Annotated in this window: 24 protein-coding genes; 22 read left to right on the top strand and 2 right to left on the bottom strand. The window is 44.8% G+C overall.

Annotated features, from left to right (window positions below; translation table 11 throughout):
- Window positions 1–19: 19 nt before the first annotated feature.
- The 22 genes from HMPREF3057_RS04495 to HMPREF3057_RS04390 all read left to right on the top strand — a co-directional run bounded on the left by HMPREF3057_RS04495 (window position 20) and on the right by HMPREF3057_RS04390 (window position 20,775).
- On the top strand, window positions 20–547 hold the full coding sequence (locus HMPREF3057_RS04495; RefSeq protein WP_042902806.1) for a YqeG family HAD IIIA-type phosphatase: 528 nt from the start codon (window positions 20–22) through the stop codon (window positions 545–547).
- A gap of 2 nt (window positions 548–549) precedes the next feature.
- A complete protein-coding gene (yqeH, locus tag HMPREF3057_RS04490; protein WP_042902805.1) occupies window positions 550–1,656 on the top strand; it encodes a ribosome biogenesis GTPase YqeH in 1,107 nt (368 codons plus the stop codon).
- A 213-nt stretch (window positions 1,657–1,869) separates the two neighbouring features.
- Window positions 1,870–2,181, top strand: a complete 312-nt coding sequence (yhbY, locus tag HMPREF3057_RS04485) for a ribosome assembly RNA-binding protein YhbY (protein ID WP_000060171.1) — start codon at window positions 1,870–1,872, stop codon at window positions 2,179–2,181.
- A 50-nt stretch (window positions 2,182–2,231) separates the two neighbouring features.
- The gene (locus HMPREF3057_RS04480; RefSeq protein WP_042902804.1) at window positions 2,232–2,861 is read left to right on the top strand and encodes a nicotinate-nucleotide adenylyltransferase; all 630 of its coding nucleotides are present in this window, start codon (window positions 2,232–2,234) and stop codon (window positions 2,859–2,861) included.
- Window positions 2,861–3,454 carry a bis(5'-nucleosyl)-tetraphosphatase (symmetrical) YqeK gene (gene yqeK / locus HMPREF3057_RS04475; RefSeq protein ID WP_042902803.1) on the top strand — a complete coding sequence of 198 codons (594 nt, stop codon included), beginning with the start codon at window positions 2,861–2,863 and terminating at the stop codon, window positions 3,452–3,454. Before HMPREF3057_RS04480 ends, yqeK begins: the two co-directional genes overlap by 1 nt.
- Window positions 3,455–3,808 (top strand): ribosome silencing factor, encoded by a 354-nt coding sequence (gene rsfS / locus HMPREF3057_RS04470; protein ID WP_042902802.1) that lies wholly within the window; start codon window positions 3,455–3,457, stop codon window positions 3,806–3,808.
- 320 nt (window positions 3,809–4,128) lie between these two features.
- Window positions 4,129–4,869, top strand: coding sequence for a class I SAM-dependent DNA methyltransferase (locus HMPREF3057_RS04465; protein WP_042902801.1), 741 nt, complete (start codon window positions 4,129–4,131; stop codon window positions 4,867–4,869).
- A 9-nt stretch (window positions 4,870–4,878) separates the two neighbouring features.
- Window positions 4,879–5,976: a nucleotidyltransferase gene (locus tag HMPREF3057_RS04460; RefSeq protein WP_042902800.1), complete on the top strand. Its 1,098-nt coding sequence runs from the start codon at window positions 4,879–4,881 to the stop codon at window positions 5,974–5,976.
- 132 nt (window positions 5,977–6,108) lie between these two features.
- Window positions 6,109–6,363, top strand: coding sequence for a type II toxin-antitoxin system Phd/YefM family antitoxin (locus HMPREF3057_RS04455; RefSeq protein WP_000388572.1), 255 nt, complete (start codon window positions 6,109–6,111; stop codon window positions 6,361–6,363).
- A 3-nt stretch (window positions 6,364–6,366) separates the two neighbouring features.
- Complete coding sequence (locus HMPREF3057_RS04450; protein ID WP_000924722.1) at window positions 6,367–6,621, top strand: Txe/YoeB family addiction module toxin; 255 nt, start codon at window positions 6,367–6,369, stop codon at window positions 6,619–6,621.
- A 202-nt stretch (window positions 6,622–6,823) separates the two neighbouring features.
- Window positions 6,824–8,437 (top strand): ribonuclease Y, encoded by a 1,614-nt coding sequence (locus tag HMPREF3057_RS04445; protein WP_000404959.1) that lies wholly within the window; start codon window positions 6,824–6,826, stop codon window positions 8,435–8,437.
- 134 nt (window positions 8,438–8,571) lie between these two features.
- Window positions 8,572–9,198 (top strand): guanylate kinase, encoded by a 627-nt coding sequence (gene gmk, locus HMPREF3057_RS04440; protein WP_000775041.1) that lies wholly within the window; start codon window positions 8,572–8,574, stop codon window positions 9,196–9,198.
- A 24-nt stretch (window positions 9,199–9,222) separates the two neighbouring features.
- On the top strand, window positions 9,223–9,537 hold the full coding sequence (gene rpoZ / locus HMPREF3057_RS04435) for a DNA-directed RNA polymerase subunit omega (RefSeq protein ID WP_002874282.1): 315 nt from the start codon (window positions 9,223–9,225) through the stop codon (window positions 9,535–9,537).
- Between the two features lie 65 nt (window positions 9,538–9,602).
- Window positions 9,603–11,999: a primosomal protein N' gene (locus HMPREF3057_RS04430; RefSeq protein ID WP_000951902.1), complete on the top strand. Its 2,397-nt coding sequence runs from the start codon at window positions 9,603–9,605 to the stop codon at window positions 11,997–11,999.
- 12 nt (window positions 12,000–12,011) lie between these two features.
- Window positions 12,012–12,947 carry a methionyl-tRNA formyltransferase gene (fmt, locus tag HMPREF3057_RS04425; protein ID WP_000163668.1) on the top strand — a complete coding sequence of 312 codons (936 nt, stop codon included), beginning with the start codon at window positions 12,012–12,014 and terminating at the stop codon, window positions 12,945–12,947.
- Window positions 12,940–14,253 carry a 16S rRNA (cytosine(967)-C(5))-methyltransferase RsmB gene (gene rsmB / locus HMPREF3057_RS04420; protein ID WP_008289038.1) on the top strand — a complete coding sequence of 438 codons (1,314 nt, stop codon included), beginning with the start codon at window positions 12,940–12,942 and terminating at the stop codon, window positions 14,251–14,253. Before fmt ends, rsmB begins: the two co-directional genes overlap by 8 nt.
- 15 nt (window positions 14,254–14,268) lie before the next feature.
- Window positions 14,269–15,009, top strand: coding sequence for a Stp1/IreP family PP2C-type Ser/Thr phosphatase (locus HMPREF3057_RS04415; protein WP_000401527.1), 741 nt, complete (start codon window positions 14,269–14,271; stop codon window positions 15,007–15,009).
- Window positions 15,006–16,907 (top strand): Stk1 family PASTA domain-containing Ser/Thr kinase, encoded by a 1,902-nt coding sequence (gene pknB / locus HMPREF3057_RS04410; protein WP_070696597.1) that lies wholly within the window; start codon window positions 15,006–15,008, stop codon window positions 16,905–16,907. Before HMPREF3057_RS04415 ends, pknB begins: the two co-directional genes overlap by 4 nt.
- Window positions 16,908–16,994: 87 nt before the next feature.
- A complete protein-coding gene (locus tag HMPREF3057_RS04405; protein WP_070696594.1) occupies window positions 16,995–17,753 on the top strand; it encodes a threonine/serine exporter family protein in 759 nt (252 codons plus the stop codon).
- Between the two features lies 1 nt (window position 17,754).
- The gene (locus tag HMPREF3057_RS04400) at window positions 17,755–18,210 is read left to right on the top strand and encodes a threonine/serine exporter family protein (protein ID WP_044021233.1); all 456 of its coding nucleotides are present in this window, start codon (window positions 17,755–17,757) and stop codon (window positions 18,208–18,210) included.
- 118 nt (window positions 18,211–18,328) lie between these two features.
- Window positions 18,329–19,501, top strand: coding sequence for a hydroxymethylglutaryl-CoA synthase (locus HMPREF3057_RS04395; RefSeq protein ID WP_070696591.1), 1,173 nt, complete (start codon window positions 18,329–18,331; stop codon window positions 19,499–19,501).
- The gene (locus HMPREF3057_RS04390) at window positions 19,501–20,775 is read left to right on the top strand and encodes a hydroxymethylglutaryl-CoA reductase, degradative (protein ID WP_070696588.1); all 1,275 of its coding nucleotides are present in this window, start codon (window positions 19,501–19,503) and stop codon (window positions 20,773–20,775) included. Before HMPREF3057_RS04395 ends, HMPREF3057_RS04390 begins: the two co-directional genes overlap by 1 nt.
- A 151-nt stretch (window positions 20,776–20,926) precedes the next feature.
- On the opposite strand, the gene HMPREF3057_RS04385 is transcribed toward HMPREF3057_RS04390, so the two are convergent.
- The gene (locus HMPREF3057_RS04385) at window positions 20,927–21,892 is read right to left on the bottom strand and encodes a LacI family DNA-binding transcriptional regulator (protein WP_070696584.1); all 966 of its coding nucleotides are present in this window, start codon (window positions 21,890–21,892) and stop codon (window positions 20,927–20,929) included.
- Window positions 21,873–23,327: a sucrose-6-phosphate hydrolase gene (locus HMPREF3057_RS04380; RefSeq protein ID WP_070696581.1), complete on the bottom strand. Its 1,455-nt coding sequence runs from the start codon at window positions 23,325–23,327 to the stop codon at window positions 21,873–21,875. The genes HMPREF3057_RS04385 and HMPREF3057_RS04380 overlap by 20 nt, the downstream gene beginning before the upstream one ends.
- Between the last annotated feature and the right edge of the window lie 61 nt (window positions 23,328–23,388).

The following is a 23,388-nucleotide window of genomic DNA, read 5'->3' as shown; positions in this document are numbered from 1 at the left end:
AAAAAAAAAAGGAGCCAGAATGGCGATTGAAAATTATATGCCAGATTTTGCTGTGGAAGCAGTTTATGATCTGACGGTCCCAAGCCTGCAAGCGCAGGGAATCAAGGCTGTTTTGGTCGATTTGGACAATACCCTCATTGCTTGGAACAACCCTGATGGGACGCCAGAGATGAAGCAATGGCTACATGACCTCCGCGACGCGGGCATTCGCATCATCGTAGTCTCAAATAATACCAAAAAACGGGTTCAACGTGCAGTTGAAAAGTTTGGAATTGATTACATTTATTGGGCCTTGAAGCCTTTCACATTTGGGATTGACCGTGCCATGAAGGAATTCCACTATGAGAAAAATGAAGTGGTCATGGTCGGCGACCAGCTCATGACGGATATACGAGCAGCCCACCGTGCAGGTATTCGCTCGATCTTGGTCAAACCCTTGGTCCAACATGACTCTATCAAAACGCAAATCAACCGGGCTCGCGAGCGCCGTGTTATGCGAAAAATCACTGAAAAGTACGGACCGATTACATATAAAAAAGGAATTTAACTATGGAAGAAATTCTCTGTATTGGTTGTGGAGCAACCATTCAGACGGCAGACAAGGCTGGTCTTGGTTTCACTCCCCAGTCGGCACTTGAAAAAGGTTTGGAGACAGGCGAAGTTTATTGCCAACGCTGTTTCCGTCTTCGTCATTACAATGAAATCACAGATGTCCAGTTGACGGACGACGACTTCCTCAAGCTCTTGCACGAGGTGGGAGACAGTGATGCCTTGGTGGTCAATGTCATTGATATTTTTGATTTTAATGGCTCTGTCATCCCTGGCTTGCCACGCTTTGTATCGGGCAATGATGTCCTCTTGGTTGGAAATAAGAAAGATATCCTGCCCAAGTCTGTTAAACCGGGCAAGATTAGCCAGTGGCTGATGGAGCGTGCCCACGAAGAAGGACTTCGTCCAGTGGATGTCGTCCTGACTTCAGCACAGAATAAGCATGCTATTAAGGAAGTCATTGACAAGATTGAACACTACCGTAAGGGCCGCGATGTCTATGTGGTTGGCGTGACCAACGTTGGAAAATCAACCCTTATCAACGCTATTATCCAAGAAATCACGGGTGACCAAGATGTCATCACGACTTCGCGCTTCCCAGGAACAACCTTGGACAAGATTGAGATTCCGCTTGATGACGGATCTTATATCTACGATACTCCAGGGATTATCCACCGCCACCAGATGGCCCACTACTTGACGGCTAAAAACCTCAAGTATGTCAGCCCTAAAAAGGAAATCAAGCCCAAAACCTATCAACTTAACCCTGAACAAACCCTGTTTTTAGGTGGTCTTGGACGCTTTGACTTCATATCAGGAGAAAAGCAAGGATTCACAGCTTTCTTTGACAATGAACTCAAACTCCACCGTACCAAGCTAGAAGGCGCTAGTGCCTTTTATGATAAGCACCTCGGAACCCTTCTAACACCACCAAATAGTAAAGAAAAAGAAGATTTTCCAAAACTAGTCCAGCATGTCTTTACCATCAAGGACAAGACAGACCTGGTCATCTCAGGCCTAGGCTGGATCCGCGTAACAGACACCGCCAAAGTCGCCGTCTGGGCACCAGAAGGCGTCGCCGTCGTCACACGAAAAGCAATCATTTAAACACAGAAAGGAAAGAGTTGTCTAGATTCGGGCGAGCTCTGCGAGCCCATAACGAATACTTTTCGCCGTGGTGTCAGTTGGTACAAGCGCTTGTACCAACTGCGGAAAATTTGAGACCTTAGGCTCAAATTTTAGTCATGAAAGTCCGAAGGACTTTGCTGACGTCCGTCACCACTTCAGAAAAGTATTAAAAGAAACTCTTTTAAAGAAATTATGTCATTAACATCAAAACAACGTGCCTTCCTCAACAGCCAGGCACACACCCTCAAACCCATCATCCAAATCGGGAAAAATGGTCTCAACGACCAAATCAAAACCAGCGTACGTCAAGCTCTTGACGCCCGTGAATTGATTAAAGTTACGCTCTTGCAAAACACAGATGAAAACATCCACGAAGTAGCTGAAATCTTGGAAGAAGAAATCGGTGTGGATACAGTCCAAAAAATCGGACGCATCTTGATTTTGTATAAACAATCCAGCAAGAAAGAAAATCGCAAGATTTCTAAAAAAGTCAAAGAAATCTAAAACCTACTCCAAACAACTGTTTTTACAGAGAATTAAAGGAAGACGAGCCTATGGCAATCGAATTATTGACTCCCTTTACCAAGGTAGAGTTGGAGCCAGAAATCAAGGAGAAAAAACGCAAACAAGTCGGGATTTTAGGGGGAAATTTTAACCCTGTTCACAATGCCCATCTTGTTGTGGCGGACCAAGTACGACAACAGTTAGGACTGGACCAGGTCCTGCTTATGCCCGAATACCAACCACCTCATGTGGATAAAAAGGAAACCATCCCTGAACACCACCGTCTCAAGATGCTTGAGTTGGCGATAGAGGGGATTGAAGGTCTGGACATTGAAACCATTGAGTTAGAACGTAAGGGTATTTCCTACACCTACGACACCATGAAGATTTTGACCGAGCAACATCCAGATACGGATTATTACTTCATTATCGGGGCTGATATGGTGGACTATCTGCCTAAATGGTACCGAATTGATGAGCTGGTCGAAATGGTTCAGTTTGTTGGAGTTCAGCGCCCGCGCTACAAGGCAGGGACTTCCTATCCAGTTATCTGGGTGGATGTGCCTCTCATGGACATCTCGTCCAGCATGGTGCGTGACTTCATTGCCCAAGGTCGGAAACCTAACTTTCTCCTACCTCAGCCAGTGCTAGACTACATCGAGAAGGAGGGGCTCTACTGATGGCATACCAAGACTATATCAACTGTTCCCGAGAGGCTTTGTTGGAAAGAATGGCAGAGCTTCTGCCTGAAAAACGTTTAACCCATTGTTTGGGTGTAGAGCGTGCAGCCATAGAACTAGCCAAGCGATTTGGAGTCGATGCTGAGAAAGCGGGTCTAGCAGGCCTTCTTCATGACTATGCTAAAAAGTTGTCAGATCAGGAATTTCTAGACTTGATTGACCGTCACCAGCTAGACACTGATCTCAAAAACTGGGGCAATAATGTCTGGCATGGTATGGTTGGAATTTACAAGATTCAGGAAGATTTGGATTTGCATGATTCAGAAATCCTGCGAGCCATTGAAATTCATACAGTCGGGGCTGACCAGATGACTGATCTTGATAAGGTTATCTACGTCGCAGACTACATTGAGCACAATCGTGCCTTTCCAGGAGTGGATCAGGCGCGTGAAATTGCTGAGCTATCGCTCAATAAGGCAGTGGCCTACGAAACAGCTCGTACCGTGGAGCATCTAGCTCATCAGGGATTTCCCATCTATCCCCAAACCCTTGAAACCTATAACGCCTTTGTGCACTATTTGAAAGAGGACTAAATGAACGAAAAAGAATTACTAGAACTAGTCGTGAAAGCGGCTGATGAGAAACGTGCGGAGGATATCCTCGCACTTGATGTACAAGATTTGACCAGCGTGACGGACTACTTTGTCATCACGAGCTCAATGAATAGTCGTCAGTTGGACGCTATCGCAGATAATATCCGTGAAAAAGTAGCTCAAGCAGGCTTTAAAGGCAGTCATGTTGAAGGTGATGCAGCTGGAGGCTGGGTTTTGTTGGACCTCGGCGGTGTCGTTGTGCATATCTTCTCAGAAGAAATGCGTGCCCATTATAACCTAGAAAAACTATGGCATGAGGCGGCTTCTGTAGATATTTCAGAAGCCTTGGCCTAGTAAATGAACTCAGTTGCAGGCAACTGGGTTTTCTTTGCTTATTTTAGAAAAAATTGATAGAAAGGTAAGGGCGTCGTGTTTTGTTCATCTCGAAACTGAACACGAGCTAATAGTTGCGAAAAAAGAGTAACTTCCTTTGTATCTGACGATACAGCAGAAAGTTTCCTATTTTCTCCTTGCTTTTAACGCTCTTTGTATCTTAGAAAGGATTTGAACCCGTCCTGTAATCGTTGGAAAATAGATAGCCTTCCTTGGAGCTCGGCTCCATCGTCAAGCTCCTAATTTTCATTCCGATTACGGGCGGACTTGGTATCATGAATATGTCAACTTATGAAACCTTTGCGGCTGTTTACGATGCAGTCATGGACGATAGTTTATACGACAAATGGACTGATTTTTCTCTGCGTCATTTGCCAAAAACTAAGGAGAGAAAGAAACTCTTGGAATTGGCTTGTGGGACAGGAATCCAGTCTGTTCGCTTTTCTCAGGCTGGTTTTGATGTGACGGGACTTGACTTGAGCGCGGATATGTTGAAGATTGCGGAGAAGAGAGCTGCTTCAGCCAAGCAAAAGATTGATTTTATTGAAGGCAACATGCTGGATTTGTCCAAAGCAGGGAAATATGATTTTGTCACTTGTTATTCGGACTCGATCTGTTACATGCAGGATGAGGTGGAAGTAGGAGACGTCTTTAAGGAAGTGTATAATGCCCTCAATGAAGACGGAGTATTTATCTTTGATGTACATTCGACCTACCAGACAGATGAAGTTTTTCCAGGCTATTCTTACCATGAAAATGCGGAAGATTTTGCCATGCTTTGGGACACCTATGAGGACGAAGCACCTCACTCCATCGTGCATGAGTTGACCTTCTTTATCAAGGAGGCTGACGGTTCCTTTAGTCGCCACGATGAAGTGCATGAGGAGCGGACCTATGAGGTCTTGACCTATGATATATTGCTGGAACAGGCCGGTTTCAAGTCTTTCAAACTCTATGCGGACTTTGAGGACAAGGAACCAACAGAAACTAGCACCCGTTGGTTTTTTGTCGCGCAGAAGTAGGAGATTTCTATGACCATCACAGGTATTATCGCGGAGTTCAATCCTTTTCATAATGGGCACAAATACCTGCTTGAGCAGGCGGAGGGACTGAAAATCGTTGCCATGTCTGGAAATTTCATGCAACGAGGAGAGCCGGCTATCGTGGACAAGTGGACACGGACCCAGATGGCGCTGGAAAATGGCGCAGACTTGGTCGTGGAATTGCCCTTTTTAGTTAGTGTTCAGGCAGCTGATTTCTTCGGTCAAGGAGCTGTGGATATCTTGGCTCGCTTGGGGATTGATACTCTAGCATTCGGGACGGAGGAAGTTCTGGATTATCAGAAAATTGCTGACCTATACACGGAGCAAGGTGCTGAGATGGAGAATTTTGTGGAAAATCTGCCTGATTCCCTCTCCTATCCTCAGAAAACCCAAGCCATGTGGAAGGAATTTGCAGGTCTGGATTTTTCTGGCAACACGCCCAATCATGTTCTTGCTCTGGCCTATGCCAAGGCGGTTGCGGGACGTAGAATCAAACTCCATCCGATTCAGCGTCAGGGGGCTGGTTATCATTCTGTGGATAAGGATGTGGACTTTGCCTCAGCAACAGCCCTCCGTCAGCATCAATCAGACCAAGATTTCTTAGAACGCTTTATGCCTTCTCTTGACCTCTTTGAGTTGGCGTGTAGGGTGAGTTGGGATGACTATTTTACCTTGCTCCGCTATCAAATCTTGTCAAATCCAGACCTAACCACCATCTATCAGGTCAATCAAGAAATGGCTGTGCGTATCAAGGAAGCTATCAAAACAGCCCAGTCTGTTGACGAATTGGTCGAGGCGGTTGCGACAAAGCGTTATACCAAGGCGCGTGTACGACGACTCTTGACCTATATCTTGGTGCAGGCCAGAGAAAGCGACTTGCCAGAAGGCATCCATGTCCTTGGCTTTACTGAAAAAGGCAGACAACACCTCAAGTCTCTGAAAGGCCAGGTCCATCTAGTCAGTCGAATTGGCAAAGAACCTTGGGATGCTATGACTCAAAAGGCAGACCAGATTTACCAACTAGGACACCCAAGTATAGCAGAACAGAATTTTGGCAGGGTTCCGATTAGAATAGAAACAAACTAAGTCTACTGAAAGGTAGGCTTTTTTAGAATATTTTCGAATAAATAGATAGAAAAGAAAAATCTTGTACAAGTTCCTGACAATTTCTTTCTTTTTGTGTATAATAGTGGAAAAGAGGTAAAACGAGGTATGGTTATGGAAGCAGTTCTTTATTCAACATTCCGAAATCATTTAAAGGACTACATGAAGAAGGTAAATGATGAATTTGAGCCTTTGACGGTGGTCAATAAAAATCCAGATGAGGATATTGTAGTCCTTTCAAAGAGCGAGTGGGATAGTATTCAGGAAACCCTGAGAATCGCTCAAAATAAGGAACTTTCTGACAAGGTCTTGCGAGGAATGGCTCAAGTTCGTGCTGGAAGCACTCAGGTGCATGTGATTGAGGAGTGAGGAATGCTGCTCAAATTTACAGAAGATGCCTGGGCGGATTATTGCTATTGGCAAAACCAAGATAAGAAAACATTAAAAAGGATCAATAAATTAATCAAGGATATTCAACGCGATCCTTTTGTAGGAATGGGGAAACCAGAACCACTCAAGTATGACTATCAAGGAGCTTGGTCGCGGCGCATTGATGCAGAAAATCGCTTGATTTATATAATAGATGGAGATAGCGTGGCTTTCTTGTCCTTCAAAGATCATTACTAAGTCTACTGAAAGGTAGGCTTTTTTGCTTCGTTTTTCGTGGAAATTTAAATTTTTAAAGATTCTTAATTTTACTTGAAAATCTAAGGGATTTCTTCAAAAATTCACACAAAACTCTTCAATTTGGGTTTGTGGAAATCGGTTTTTTATGATAGAATATTAAGGAATGTATGTCATTCGATAAACAATTTAATGAGGTAAAAACATGGAAATCATGACACTTGCGATTGCTGTTTTTGCCGTCATCATTGGTTTAGTCATTGGATATGTCAGCATCTCAGCTAAGATGAAATCATCTCAAGAGGCTGCAGAGTTGATGCTTCTAAATGCTGAACAAGAAGCAACTAATTTACGAGGACAAGCTGAGCGCGAAGCGGATTTATTGCTAAATGAAGCCAAGAGCGAAAGCAAGTCTCTTAAAAAAGAAGCACTATTGGAGGCCAAAGAGGAAGCCAGAAAATACCGTGAAGAAGTGGACGCTGAATTTAAGTCAGAACGTCAGGAGCTCAAGCAAATTGAAAGTCGTTTGACGGAGAGAGCTACGAGCCTTGACCGTAAGGACGACAATTTGACGAACAAAGAAAAAACACTTGAACAAAAAGAACAAAGTATTTCTGATAGAGCAAAAAACCTTGATGCACGTGAAGAGCAATTAGAGGAAGTCGAAAGACAAAAAGAAGCTGAACTTGAACGTATCGGTTCCCTTTCCCAAACTGAGGCTCGAGATATTATCTTGGCTCAGACAGAGGAAAACTTGACCAAGGAAATTGCTAGCCGCATTCGTGAGGCTGAGCAAGAAGTCAAGGAACGTTCAGACAAGATTGCGAAAGATATCTTGGTTCAGGCTATGCAGCGTATCGCTGGTGACTATGTAGCAGAGTCAACAAACTCAACAGTTCACCTACCAGATGATACCATGAAGGGACGCATTATCGGACGCGAAGGTCGAAATATTCGTACCTTTGAAAGTTTGACAGGGGTCGATGTGATTATCGACGATACACCGGAAGTGGTGACCTTGTCAGGATTTGATCCGATTCGTCGTGAAATTGCTCGTATGACTATGGAAATGTTGCTCAAAGATGGCCGTATCCACCCAGCTCGTATCGAGGAGTTGGTTGAGAAAAACCGTCAAGAGATTGACAATAAAATCCGTGAATATGGTGAGGCTGCTGCTTACGAGATTGGTGCGCCAAACCTTCATCCAGACTTGATGAAGATCATGGGACGCTTGCAGTTCCGTACTTCATATGGACAAAATGTCTTGCGTCATTCGATTGAAGTTGCTAAGTTATCTGGTATCATCGCGAGTGAACTTGGTGAAAATGCAGCTCTTGCCCGTCGTGCTGGATTCCTTCATGACATCGGAAAAGCTATTGACCGCGAGGTTGAAGGTAGCCACGTTGAGATTGGTACGGAGTTGGCTCGTAAGTACAAGGAACACCCAGTTGTGGTGAATACCATTGCTAGCCACCACGGCGATGTCGAAGCCGAAAGCGTCATTGCAGTGATCGTTGCTGCAGCAGATGCCTTGAGTGCAGCGCGTCCAGGTGCTCGTAGCGAGTCTCTTGAAAGCTACATCAAGCGTCTCCATGATTTGGAAGAAATCGCAAATGGCTTTGAAGGAGTGCAAAATAGCTTTGCCCTTCAAGCAGGGCGTGAAATCCGTATCATGGTTAATCCAGGACAAATCAAAGACGACAAAGTCACAATCTTGGCTCACAAAGTTCGTGAGAAAATTGAAAACAATCTCGATTACCCAGGAAATATCAAGGTAACCGTGATTCGCGAACTTCGTGCAGTAGATTATGCTAAATAAATAAGAAAGAGCAGTTGAAAAATTACTGCTTTTTTGTTACACTAGATAGAAAGACTGTAGAAGGATAACTGACACTATCATCAGTATCCGAGAGAAATTTTACTTTATTTCACAGACTAACTAAAGGAGACATAATGGCAGACCGAGGCTTGCTAATCGTTTTTTCTGGTCCTTCAGGAGTTGGGAAAGGAACGGTTAGAAGAGAGATTTTTGAGAGTTCTGAGAATCAATTTCAATACTCTGTATCGATGACGACGCGTGCGCAACGTCCTGGTGAAGTGGATGGAGTGGACTATTTCTTCCGTACTCGTGAAGAGTTTGAAGAGCTGATCCGTCAAGGTCAGATGTTGGAATATGCAGAATATGTCGGTAACTACTATGGAACTCCTCTGACCTATGTCAATGAAACTCTGGACAAGGGAATCGATGTCTTTCTTGAGATTGAAGTCCAAGGAGCCCTTCAGGTTAAGAAAAAGGTTCCAGATGCTGTCTTTATCTTTCTAACGCCACCAGATTTGGATGAATTGCAAGATCGTTTGGTAGGTCGTGGAACAGATAGCGCTGAAGTGATTGCCCAACGAATCGAAAAAGCCAAGGAAGAAATTGCCCTCATGCGTGAGTATGATTATGCCATTGTCAACGATCAGGTGCCCCTCGCTGCTGAACGTGTCAAGCGTGTGATCGAAGCAGAACACTTCCGTGTGGACCGTGTCATTGGTCACTACCAGGAGATGTTGCCAAAATCTCCAACTACTCGATAAACTATAGGAAACAGGTACAAGCAAATGATGTTAAAACCCTCTATTGATACCTTGCTGGACAAGGTACCATCAAAATATTCACTCGTAATCTTGGAAGCAAAACGCGCCCACGAACTAGAAGCAGGAGCGCCAGCAACTCAAGAGTTTAAGTCTGAAAAATCAACTCTTCGTGCTTTGGAAGAAATCGAGTCTGGAAATGTAACCATTCACCCAGATCCAGAAGGAAAACGTGAAGCGGTTCGTCTCCGTATCGAAGAAGAAAAACGCCGCAAAGAAGAAGAAGAAAAGAAAATCAAAGAGCAAATCGCTAAAGAAAAAGAAGATGGTGAAAAAATTTAAGGTTGGGGGGACTCAATCTTATTTTTTCTATTGCAAGAATGTACTGACAAGGAGGAGGTGAGAAGATGGCAATCGCAAAGATTATTGTGGATGTTCCCCTTATGCAGACGGACCAGCCCTATAGTTATAAGGTCCCTGAGGAATTTGTAGAGATGCTGGAAGTCGGTATGCGGGTTCATGTCCCCTTCGGAAAGGGTAATCGTTTGATACAAGGGATTGTGCTTGGCCTGGAGTCCCAGTCGGATGAAGAGATGGAAGGTCAGGACTTGAAGGAGATTGCAGAGGTGCTAGATTTTTCTCCTGTCTTGACTCAGGAGCAACTCTGGTTGGCTGAGGAGTTACGCAAGTCCGTCTTTTCTTATAAAATCTCCATTCTAAAAGCTATGCTTCCAGGATTTCTGAATTCTAGCTATGACAAGATTCTCTATCCTCTGGAAGGTCTGAGTCAGGCAGACAAAGAGCGCTTGTTTGGTTCAGAAGATTCGCTAGTCTTTTCTTCTTTAGACCTTGCTAAGCAAGCTGAGATGATGCGCTTGACTAGGAAAGGTCTGCTCCGCTTAGAATACCAGGCAGTCGATCAAAAGAAGGTCAAGACCCAGTCTTGGTATGAGGTTGATGCTACTCAGCTAGAGCGGATTGAGATTTCTGCGCGTGCTAAGAAAAAGGCAGAGCTGAGAGATTATCTGCTGTCTCATCCTGAAAGTGCTCCTCTGGCTAGCTTGTTAGAATCCTACTCACGGGAGCAAGTCAACTTTTTTGTGGAGCAAGGAGCTTTAACTCTAGTCCAAAAGGAAGTGCAACGTTCAGCTGCTTATTTTGAAGGCATTGAAGCAAGTACACCTTTGGAGCTGAACCCAGAGCAAAGACAAGCTCGCGATGCGGTTGTCAGTGCTATTGGTAGTCAACAGCCTCCATTCCTCCTTCAAGGGATTACAGGAAGTGGGAAAACGGAGGTTTACTTGCAGATTATCCAAGGAGCCTTGGATAAGGGTAAGACGGCTATTTTGCTGGTGCCTGAGATTTCTCTGACGCCACAAATGACGGAGCGTTTTATTGCTCGATTTGGTGAGAAAGTAGCCATTCTTCACTCAGGCCTGTCCAATGGTGAAAAGTACGACGAATGGCGCAAGGTTGAGCGTGGCGATGCCCAAGTTGTTGTTGGCGCTCGATCAGCTATCTTTGCTCCTTTGAAAAATCTAGGTGTTATAATTATCGACGAAGAGCATGAAGCTAGCTACAAACAAGACAGCAATCCCCGTTATCATGCTAGAGAGGTCGCCATTCTACGGGCCCAGTACAATCAAGCAGCCCTAGTCCTTGGCTCAGCGACACCGAGCTTAGAGAGCCGTGCGCGTGCTGGAAAAGGTGTCTATCAACACTTACGTCTGACCCAACGGGCCAATCCTTTAGCCACTATTCCTGAAGTTCAAGTGATTGACTTTCGGGACTATATCGGGCAGAATGAGACATCAAACTTTACGCCTCCTTTGCTAGAGGCCATTCGAGACCGTTTGGATAAAAAAGAACAGGCAGTCCTCATGCTCAACCGTCGGGGTTATTCTAGTTTTGTTATGTGTCGGGAGTGTGGAACGGTAGATAGCTGTCCCAACTGTGATATTTCTCTGACTCTCCACATGGATACCAAGACCATGAACTGCCATTACTGTGGATTTTCAAAGGGGATTCCTCATGTCTGTCCCAACTGTCAAAGCCGCAGTATTCGTTACTACGGGACGGGGACTCAGAAAGCTTACGATGAACTGGCAGAACTCTTTCCTCAGGCTCGCATTCTGCGGATGGATGTGGATACGACCCGCAAGAAAGGCAGTCACCAAGCTCTTCTTGACCAGTTTGGCCAAGGTGAAGCAGATATCTTGCTGGGAACTCAGATGATTGCTAAGGGCTTGGATTTTCCCAATGTGACCTTGGTCGGAGTGCTCAATGCGGATACGGCCTTGAATCTGCCTGATTTCCGTTCTTCCGAGAGAACCTTCCAACTCTTAACTCAGGTGGCAGGCCGTGCAGGCCGTGCGGAAAAAGCTGGGCAGGTCTTGATCCAGTCTTACAATCCGGAGCACTATGCCATTCGATTTGCCAAAGACCAAGACTATGAAGGTTTTTATGCCTATGAAATGAGTATCAGACGCCAACTCGGCTATCCGCCTTATTATTTCACTATTGGGATTACCCTCTCTCACAAGAAAGAAGAAGAGGTCGTCAAACGTGCCTATGAAGTCATGGGAATTTTGCGATCAGGTTTATCGGAAACTAGTAAAATCCTTGGACCAACGCCAAAACCAATCGCCCGTACCCACAACCTTTATCATTACCAGATTTTGATTAAATACCGTTTAGAAGATGAGCTGGGTCCAACCCTCAATCAGGTCTTGGCCTTGACTCAAGAACGTGAAAATAGCGAGCTTCGTCTCAGCATTGACCACGAACCGCAGCAATTTTTATAAGAAGGAGAAGAAATGACAAAACTAATCTTTATGGGGACACCTGATTTTTCAGCGACAGTTTTGAAGGGGTTGTTATCAGACAACCGTTACGAGATTCTGGCTGTTGTGACCCAGCCAGACCGCGCTGTTGGCCGTAAAAAAGTGATCCAAGAAACCCCAGTCAAGCAGGCCGCCAAAGAAGCAGGTCTTCCTATCTACCAACCTGAAAAATTATCTGGAAGTCCAGAGATGGAAGACATTATGAAGCTAGGAGCTGATGGGATTATCACTGCTGCTTTTGGGCAATTTCTCCCAAGTAAACTCCTTGATAGCATGGACTTTGCGGTCAATGTTCACGCTTCCCTTCTTCCCAAACACCGTGGTGGAGCTCCCATTCATTATGCCCTGATTCAAGGGGATGAGGAAGCTGGTGTGACCATCATGGAAATGGTTAAAGAAATGGATGCAGGTGATATGATTTCCCGTCGTAGCATTCCTATCACAGACGAGGACAATGTCGGCACCTTGTTTGAAAAATTGGCAATCGTTGGTCGCGATTTGCTTTTGGATACGCTACCTGGCTACCTAGCAGGAGAAATCCAACCTGAACTACAAGATCCTAGTCAAGTCACTTTCTCGCCAAATATCAAGCCAGAGGAAGAGAAACTGGATTGGACTAAAACCAATCGCCAACTCTTTAACCAAATCAGAGGGATGAATCCATGGCCTGTTGCCCATACTTTTCTTAAAGGAGACCGCTTTAAGATTTATGAAGCCCTACCAGTAGAAGGTCAGGGAAATCCAGGTGAGATCCTCTCTATTGGCAAAAAGGAATTGATTGTCGCAACGGCTGAAGGAGCTCTATCTCTCAAGCAAGTGCAGCCAGCTGGGAAGCCTAAGATGGACATTGCTTCCTTCCTCAACGGAGTTGGACGGACATTGACTGTAGGAGAACGATTTGGTGACTAAAGTAGAAACGGCTAGAAGTCTAGCTCTAGCAGTATTAGAGGATGTTTTTATCAACCAAGCATACTCCAATATTGCCTTAAACAAACACCTCAAGTGCAGTCACCTCTCAGCAACAGATAAGGGGTTGGTGACAGAGATTGTCTACGGTACGGTAGCCCGAAAACTGACTCTGGAATGGTACCTGTCCCACTTTATCGAAGACCGGGATAAGCTAGATAACTGGCTCTATATCCTGCTCCTTCTGAGCGCTTACCAACTTCGGTATCTGGATAAGATTCCTAATCACGCTGTTGTTAATGAAGCAGTGGAACTAGCCAAAGCGCGTAAAAAAGGCAGTGAAAAATTAGTCAACGCCGTCCTTCGTCGTATCTTGCGAGAAGGCTGGCCAGACATTGACAGTATCAAACGCAAAAACAAGCGTGATTCCATTGCCTATTCTCTCCCAGTTTGGCTCGTGTCTAAACTCAAGGAAGAATACGGTGAAGAGAGAGCACAAGCCATCTTTAAAAGTCTCTTGGTGCGCAACAAAGCTAGCATCCGGGTGACCAACTTGAGCCGAAAAGAGGAAATCAAAGCTTTGTTAGAGGCGACCAATTCCCCTTTAGCGGCCACTGGTCTGGTCAAGGAGCAAGGCCACTTTGCAGGACATGATTTGTTCGCAGAAGGGGCTATAACCATCCAAGACGAGTCCAGTCAACTGGTTGCTCCGACTCTTGATCTACAAGGCGATGAGCAGGTCCTGGATGCCTGTGCCGCTCCGGGTGGAAAAACAGCTCATATAGCTTCTTATCTCGCTACAGGTCAGGTAACTGCTCTGGACTTGTATGACCATAAGTTGGACTTGATCCAAGAAAATGCGGAGCGTTTAGGTGTGGCAGAACGAGTGCAAACGCAAAAATTGGATGCCAGAAAGGTTCATGAGTTTTTCGGTCGGGATTCTTTTGATAAGATTTTGGTAGATGCTCCCTGTTCTGGGATTGGACTTTTACGTCGCAAACCAGACATCAAATACAATAAAGAAACAGCAGATTTCACGTCCTTACAGGAAATTCAGCTGGAAATATTAGGTAGTGTTTGTCAAACACTACGTAAAGGTGGTATAATAACGTATAGTACCTGTACTATTGTCTCTGAGGAGAACTTTCAAGTTGTTGAAGCATTTTTAGAAAGTCATCCCGAGTTCGAGCAGGTTAAACTAGAACACGAATGTAAAGATATCCTGAAAGATGGCTGCATCCTGATTACTCCTGAATTGTATGGAAGTGATGGATTCTTTATCAGCCAATTTCGCAAGATATCAGAATAGGAAGGAACTGACACAATGGAAATAGCATTATTAACAGATGTTGGTCAGAAACGGACAAATAATCAGGACTATGTCAATCACTTTGTCAACCGAGCAGGACGCACTATGATCATCTTGGCTGACGGGATGGGAGGACACCGTGCAGGAAATATCGCTAGTGAGATGGCGGTAACAGACCTTGGTGTGGCTTGGGTGGATACTCAAATTGACTCAGTCAATGAAGTTCGTGAGTGGTTTGCCCACTACCTGGAGATTGAAAATCAAAAAATTCATCAACTAGGTCAGGACGAAGCCTACAGAGGTATGGGAACAACGCTAGAAGCTGTTGCGTTTATTGACAACCAAGCCATCTATGCTCACATTGGAGATTCTCGTATCGGTTTGATTCGTGGAGAAGAATACCACCAGTTGACAAGTGACCATTCTTTGGTCAATGAATTGCTCAAGGCTGGTCAATTGACTCCAGAAGAAGCAGAAACTCACCCTCAAAAGAATATCATCACCCAGTCTATCGGACAAAAAGATGAAATCCAGCCAGATTTTGGGATGATTACACTGGAGTCAGGAGATTATCTCTTGCTCAATAGTGATGGTTTGACCAATATGATTTCGGCAAGCGAGATTTATGATATCGTAACCAGTGATATTTCCCTAGCAGACAAGGCGGCAACCCTCATTCGCTTCGCTAACAATGCAGGAGGTTTAGACAACATTACGGTTGCCCTTGTTTACATGAACGAGGAGGCAGCAGAATGATCCAAATCGGCAAGATTTTTGCCGGGCGGTATCGGATTGTCAAGCAGATTGGTCGAGGAGGCATGGCAGATGTTTACTTGGCCAAGGATTTGATCCTAGACGGGGAAGAAGTGGCAGTGAAGGTCCTGAGGACTAACTACCAGACAGACCCAATTGCTGTGGCACGTTTCCAACGTGAAGCGAGAGCCATGGCGGATCTGGACCATCCTCATATCGTTCGGATAACAGATATTGGTGAGGAAGATGGTCAACAGTACCTGGCTATGGAATACGTAGCAGGCCTTGACCTCAAGCGTTATATCAAAGAACACTATCCTCTTTCAAATGAAGAAGCAGTTCGGATTATGGGGCAAATCCTCTTGGCCATGCGCTTAGCCCATACTCGAGGAATCGTTCACCGGGATTTGAAACCTCAAAATATCCTCTTGACACCTGACGGCACAGCTAAGGTCACGGACTTTGGGATTGCCGTAGCCTTTGCAGAGACCAGTCTGACCCAGACAAACTCAATGTTAGGCTCTGTTCATTATTTGTCACCTGAGCAAGCGCGTGGTTCTAAAGCGACCTTCCAGAGTGATATCTATGCAATGGGGATTATCTTCTATGAAATGCTGACGGGACATATCCCTTATGATGGGGATAGCGCGGTTACGATTGCCCTCCAGCATTTCCAGAAGCCACTTCCGTCCGTCATAGCTGAAAACCCATCTGTCCCTCAGGCTTTAGAAAATGTTGTCATCAAGGCAACTGCTAAGAAGCTATCAGACCGTTATCAGTCTGTTTCTGAAATGTATGTGGACTTGTCAACTAGCTTGTCTTATAATCGTCGCAATGAACCGAAACTGGTCTTTGACGATGCGAGTAAGGCAGATACTAAGACTTTGCCTAAAGTTCCACAAAGTACACTGACATCGATTCCAAAAGCTCCGGCGCAAGAAGAACGCCCTCAGCCAAAGAAACCAACTCAACCAGTGGCAGAGCCTGCTCCAGCGCCAAAGCCTGCCAAGAAACGGAAGTTTAAGGCTCGCTATATGATTCTTTTAGCTAGTCTTCTATTGGTTGCAGCCTCTTTGGTCTGGATTTTGGCAAGAACACCAGCAACGATTGCTATTCCTGACGTAGCTGGACAAACCGTTGCAGAGGCTAAGGAAGCTCTGAAAAAATCCAAGTTTGAAGCCGGTGAAGAAAAGTCAGAAGCCAGCGATACAGTAGCAGAGGGACGTGTTATTCGAACGGATCCAGAAGCTGGTAGCAGCCGAAAAGAAGGAACCAAGGTCAATTTGATTGTTTCTTCTGGTAAGCAATCCTTCCAATTGAGCAATTACGTCGGACGTAAGTATACGGAAGTCGTAGCCGAACTCAAGGAGAAGAAGGTTCCTGAAAATCTAATCAAGATGGAAGAGGAAGAATCCAATGAAAGCGAACCTGGAACCGTCCTCAGACAGACTCCTGCTTCGGGTTCGACTTATGATCTCTCAAAAGCCACTACGATTACCTTAACAGTAGCTAAGAAGGTGACTAGTGTCAGCATGCCGAACTACATCGGTTCAAGTCTCGAGTTTACAAAGAATAACTTGACTCAGATTGTCGGTGTGAAGGAAGCAAATATTGAGGTTGTAGAAGTATCGACTGCTCCTGAAGGAACGGCAGAAGGAACTGTTGTAAATCAAACGCCAAGAGCAGGAGAACAGGTTGATCTTGCAAGTACGCGTATCAAACTTTCCATCTACAAACCAAAAACACCACCGTCAACTTCATCCTCTAATCCTGCCCAACGTGGGAACCAGGGTTCTCCTACAAGTCCAAACCAGGGGAACCAACAAGGAAATCAACAAGGGAACACTCCTTCTAGCAGTTCATCCAATAGTGAAGGATCTCACGAAAGTTCTCGAGATTAAACGAATCTTTGTCATGATTTCATGACAAAGATTTTTTTTCACAAGATTTTGTGATAAAATATAGGAAGTAGAAAAAAGGAGGAGAAAATGGACGAATCGAGAGAGTTGAATGCCGTCATTGATGTGATTATGCTAGCAGGAACCATTCTCCTGAAAAGTGGCTCAGAGATTCATCGGGTTGAGGATACTATGATCCGTATTGCCCATTCGCAGGGAATAATGGATTGCAATGTTCTTGCCATGCCCGCAGCTATTTTCTTTTCTATTGAAAATACCAATATTTCTCGGATGAAACGGGTGACCTCATCCTCTTATAACATTGAAAAAGTTTGCGATGTCAACCAAGTATCACGGGAGCTTGTCGGAGGTCAGATTGATCTCTCGACAGCCTTTAAAAAGCTGAAAGAAATCGGCAATCAAGCCCTTCCTTATACCAAGTTCCAAGTGACCGTAGCAGCGACCCTCAGTGCCCCTTTCTTCTCGATTATGTTTGGGGGCAATGTCTATGACGCTTTTGGCGCAGCTATTGCGACCTTATTTGGATTTGCCTTCTCTCTCTACGTAGAGAAGTTTATCCGAATTCCATTTGTAACGGCCTTTGCGGGTGCCTTTGTTTTCGGATTGATTGCCCAGTTCTGGGCCCGCTACACAGGATTTCCTTCGACGGCAGACCTGATTATAGCAGGTGCGGTCATGCCCTTTGTTCCAGGGATTGCTCTGACAAATGCAGTACGGGATATCATGACCAACCATATCAACTCTGGTATGAGCAAGATGTTTGAATCTTTGCTCATTACCCTCGCTTTAGGGGCTGGCACCTCTGTCGCCCTAGTTTTGATGACATAAGATGACTCTAACAAGTATTTTGCTCCAAGCAGTGGCGAGTTTACTCGCCATTATCACCTTTCTAATCGTACTGAATGTTCAACGCTCCATGCTCCTACCTGGTGGTATTTTGGGAATGGGCGTTTGGCTCCTCTATCTCGTCCTCAAAGAACCAACCAATGTTATTGTCGCGACCTTTATCGCAGCAGTAATTGGCTCTTGCATCAGCCAGATTTTAAGTATTGTCTATAAGACACCAGCGGTGGTCTTTGTCTTGGCTATTCTTGCCCCCTTGGTGCCAGGTTATTTATCCTATCGAACGACAGCTTTCTTTGTGACAGGCGATTACAGCCATGCAATTGCTAGCGCGACTTTGGTGGTTATGTTAGCTCTTGTTATTTCTATTGGAATGGCAAGTGGAACGGTAATTCTAAAGCTTTATTACTACATCCGAAAACAACGAGGAATCTCTTCCTAATACAATCAAAGCAAAGACTTGATTTGTTGAATCAAGTCTTTTTTCTCTCTTTTGTCCCTATTTGTGATAAAATAGAATGAAACGATTTTTTACAATGAATGAAAAAATAGAGGTAAATATGACAATCGGTATTGATAAGATTGGTTTTGCGACCAGTCAATATGTCTTGAAATTACAAGACTTAGCAGAAGCGAGGGGAGTTGACCCCGAAAAATTTAGCAAGGGACTCTTGTTAAATGAAATTAGTATTGCGCCACTGACTGAGGACATTGTTACCTTGGCAGCTAGTGCAAGCAACTCTATTTTAACAGATAAAGAAAAAGAAGAAATCGATATGGTCATCGTGGCGACCGAGTCAGGGATTGACCAGAGTAAGGCAGCGGCAGTCTTTGTTCATGGCTTGTTAGGTATTCAGCCTTTCGCTCGTAGCTTTGAAATTAAAGAAGCCTGCTATGGAGCGACAGCTGCCCTTCATTATGCTAAATTGCATGTGGAAAATTCTCCAGAGTCTAAGGTTTTGGTCATTGCCAGTGATATTGCCAAGTATGGTGTGGGAACTCCAGGTGAGCCAACCCAGGGTGCTGGAAGTGTGGCGATGCTAATCACTCAAAATCCGCGCATCATGGCCTTTAACAATGATAACGTTGCTCAAACGCGAGACATCATGGATTTCTGGCGTCCGAACTACTCAAGCACTCCTTATGTAAACGGCATGTACTCGACCCAACAGTATCTTGATTGCCTGACAACGACTTGGGATGAATACAAGAAACGCTATGATTGGACTATGGATGACTTTGCGGCTATCTGCTTCCACTTGCCTTATCCTAAGTTGGCCCTAAAAGGCTTGCGCAAGATGATGGACAAAACTTTGTCTAAAGAAAAACAGAATAGTTTGCAAGAGAACTTTGATAAGTCCATCCTTTACAGTCAGATGATTGGAAATATCTACACGGGTTCCCTCTTCCTCGGACTTCTCTCCCTTTTGGAAAATGCAGAGACTTTGAAGGCTGGAGATAAAATTGCCCTCTACAGTTACGGAAGTGGAGCGGTTTCAGAGTTCTTTAGTGGTGAATTGGTCGAAGGCTATGAGGCTTACCTAGACAAAGAGCGCTTGAGCAAACTCAAACAACGTACAGCATTGTCTGTTGTCGACTATGAAAAAGTCTTCTTCGAAGAGGTGCAGTTGGATGAGTCTGGCTCAGCTCAATTTGCAGGTTATGAACATCAAGACTATGCCTTGGTTGAAATTGTCGACCACCAACGCCGTTATAGCAAGGTTGAAAAATAATGAAGAGAAGTTGGAATGGATTTTCTAAAAAAACATACCATGAGCGCCTGGAGTTGCTGAAAGCTCAGGCGCTCCTTAGTCCTGAAAAGCAAACGAGTCTTGAGCAGGATGAACAAATCAGCTTGGCAGTTGCAGACCAGCTGAGTGAGAATGTGGTAGGAACTTTTTCTCTGCCTTATTCCATCATTCCAGAGATTTTGGTGAACGATCAGGACTACACAGTTCCCTATGTGACAGAAGAACCGTCTGTGGTTGCTGCGGCTAGCTATGCCAGCAAAATCATCAAGCGAGCAGGTGGCTTTACTGCTCAAGTACATGAGCGCCAGATGATTGGTCAGGTAGCCCTTTATCAAGTTGCTGATCCTGAACAAGCGCAAGAGAAGATTGCCAGCAAGAAAGCAGAGCTCTTGGAACTTGCCAATCAAGCCTATCCCTCCATCGTTAAACGTGGAGGTGGGGCGCGTTATTTGCATGTAGAGCAGATCAAAGGTGAAACAGACTTTCTCGTTGTTTATCTCCATGTCGATACTCAGGAAGCCATGGGAGCCAATATGCTCAACACCATGCTAGAAGCCTTGAAGCCAGTCTTAGAAGAACTCAGTCAGGGACAGAGCCTTATGGGGATCCTGTCCAACTACGCGACCGATGCTCTGGTGACAGCAAGCTGTCGTATCGCCTTTCGATACTTGAGTCCCCAAAGGGACCAGGGACGAGAAGTTGCGGAGAAAATAGCCTTGGCCAGCCAGTTTGCGCAGGCTGATCCCTACCGAGCAACTACCCATAATAAAGGGATTTTTAATGGTATCGATGCCATTTTAATCGCCACGGGTAATGACTGGCGTGCTATCGAAGCTGGGGCCCATGCCTTTGCCAGTCGAGACGGGCGCTATCAAGGTCTTAGTCAATGGACGCTGGACATGGAAAGAGAAGAATTGGTCGGTGAGATGACCCTACCCATGCCGGTAGCGACCAAGGGTGGCTCTATTGGTCTCAACCCTCGTGTAGCCCTCAGTCATGAACTACTAGGAAATCCTTCAGCTAAGGAATTAGCTCAGATTATCGTGTCCATCGGTCTTGCCCAAAACTTTGCGGCTCTCAAAGCCTTGGTAAGTACGGGCATCCAGCAAGGCCACATGAAATTACAGGCCAAATCCCTAGCTCTCCTAGCTGGTGCTAGTGAGTCCGAGGTTGCTCCCCTCGTTGAGCGCCTTATTGCAGACAAAACCTTTAACCTAGAGACAGCCCAGCGCTATCTAGAAAACTTAAGATCATAAAAAAACTCAGACGAATCAGTCTGAGTTTTCTTGTGTTTATACTCAATGAAAATCAAAAAGCAAACTAGGAAGCTAGCCGCAGGCTGCTCAAAATACTGTTTTGAGGTTGCAGATGGAAGCCGACATGGTTTAAAGAGATTTTCGAAGAGTATTAAATACTTTTTCCTGGTAATAGGGTGACGGGTAAGAAGTAACCAGTTGTCGCGACCTCTTTACCTTCAATCTTCTGCAAGAGAAGATCGACAGTGAGGTGGGCAATCTCTTTCATAGGTTGCTTAATCGTTGTCAAATGAGGATAGTAGTTCTCGATAAAGTAGGTCCCATCATAGCCGATGACCTTGAGCTCTTCAGGAACAGAGATCCCTAGCTCCTGAGCGATTTTGATCACCAGGATAGCTGTCAAATCATCCGAAGCAAAAATCGCATCTGGTTTCTGATGGGTCAAGATATTCTTGATTTCCATTTCTTTTCGGATGGGAGAAAAGTCGCTCGAAACATTGATAATAGGCGCTTTCGGGAGAACAGAGGCAAAGCCAGCATGGCGCAGTCCAGTCGGTGAGTTAGAGTTGTCATTTCCTGTAATCATGATGATAGACTGGGCACCTGTCTTGACCAAGGTTTGGGCAGCGAGAACCCCGCCACCGTAGTTGTCAGAGGAGACAACAGGAATGTCTGGAGACAAGTTTCGGTCAAAGGAAATGATTGGGGCTGTCACACGATTGTAGTCTTGGATTCCCAAGTTGTGACTTCCAGAAATGATGCCGTCGACCTGATTGGCCTCTAGCATTTCGATGTACTCCCGTTCCTTCTCAGAGTCGTGCTCGCTGTTACAGATGATAGTTTTGTAGCCATTCTTGAAGAGTTGGTGTTCCAACTTACCAATCAATTCAGCATAGAAAACATTGGAAATATTTGGGAAAATCAAGCCGATTAACTTAGCTGATTTTCCTTGCAGACTACGAGCTAAATTGTTGGGCTTATAGCCCAATTCTCTCATGGCTTCATTGACCTTGAGAATGGTTTTTTCAGACAGATAGCCTTTTTTATTGATAACCCGTGAGACGGTAGTGGGGCTGACGCCTGCAAGTTTGGCGACATCAGTTAGTTTTGCGACCATAATCTAATTCATAGTAGGTTCCGGTTGGCTTTCCAGACTTGATCAGGATACCGTTTTGATCGGCATGCGGAAAGACGCGACCAGAAAATACTTTTTCTCCTTTATTGATGAAAATTTCAAAGACAGAATTGTCGATGAAAATTGTAGCAGTAGTAGCCTGATTATCGATAGGGCAAGAACGAGTCGTCCCAAATTCTTGGGCATACTGTTCTCCAGCTTGGCTACGATCCACTGTCACTTGACCTTTTACAAGGTCAAAGTTGATGGAAAGTCCCTTGCCTTCTTTATCAGCAAGTAAGACAATCTCGCTCTGGCTATTGGCTTTCAAGTTGAGCTCGAGTTCGTAGGTGTTATTGGTTTGAGTACGATTTGAGAAGACCTCTTCAGAAGAACGAAGTTCTTTGACGGCTGCGACTGGATATTGGTAGAGTTTGCCGTCTTTGATAGTGAGTTCCTTGACCAAAGAGAAGGTTCCTTGGTGGTCAAAACGGTCAGATGGGTAAGAAACATCTGGTAGTCCAAGCCAACTTACTGCTAGTGCACGTCCATCCGGAGCGTTAAAGGCTTGAGTTGCATAGGCTTCAAAACCATAGTCTAGATTTTGCAATGGAGACACATCTACCATTTTGGCATTTTCAGGATCAAAGGAAGCCCCGATTTTGTACATGTTTGGATAGATATTGTCATAGTCTAGAACAGCCTTATCCAATCCTTGTGGACAGTAGAGAAGGACAGGTTGCTCCCCTACAAAGACCAGATTTGGACATTCCATCATGTAGGCAGTGCGGTCGTTAGCAAAGTCAAGGTCACCAACTGCTTGCCAGTTTGTGTAATCATTGTCTACAGCCTTGTAGAGACGGACGAAGCCTTTTTTCTCCAAGTCCTGTCCACCAATGATAGCATAATATTGCCCTTTAAAGTTAAAAATTTGTGGGTCGCGGAAGTGATCAGTGGAGTCTGCTGGCTGGTCAATCAATATTTTGTCAATCTTTGTAATCTTGCCATCCTTATCCATCAAAGCACCAATCTGGTAAGGGTGACGGATCCAGTTTTCATCACGGACATTTCCTGTATAAAATAGGAACAAGTTATCGCCGAACCGCATGGCAGAGCCAGAGTAGGCACCGTGGCTATCCAATGGAGTATCTGGCAATACTTTGACTCCAGTTTCTGAAAAGTGCACCAAATCATCACTTTCAAGCTGCACCCAAGATTTCAACCCATGGGCTGCACCAAAGGGGAAGTTTTGGTAAAAGAGGATCCATTTGCCATCAAAATAAGAAAAGCCATTTGGATCATTGAGAAGCCCCATTTTAGGCTCAACATGGTAACGAGTATGCCAAGGAGATTGTGTCATCTTTTCCTTGATTTGCTTGATTTCATCATTAGACCAATCTTCATAGCGTCTATAACGGCGCTCGGTTGTCCATTCCATTTTATCTTTCCTCCCTAAGAGTTCTATTCTATTATTAATAGTAAACGTTTTCGGCAAAAAA

Origin of the sequence: Streptococcus sp. HMSC072D05 (assembly GCF_001815805.1) — a bacterium.
GTDB lineage: Bacteria > Bacillota > Bacilli > Lactobacillales > Streptococcaceae > Streptococcus.
This window is presented reverse-complemented; position numbering and strand designations above follow the sequence as displayed.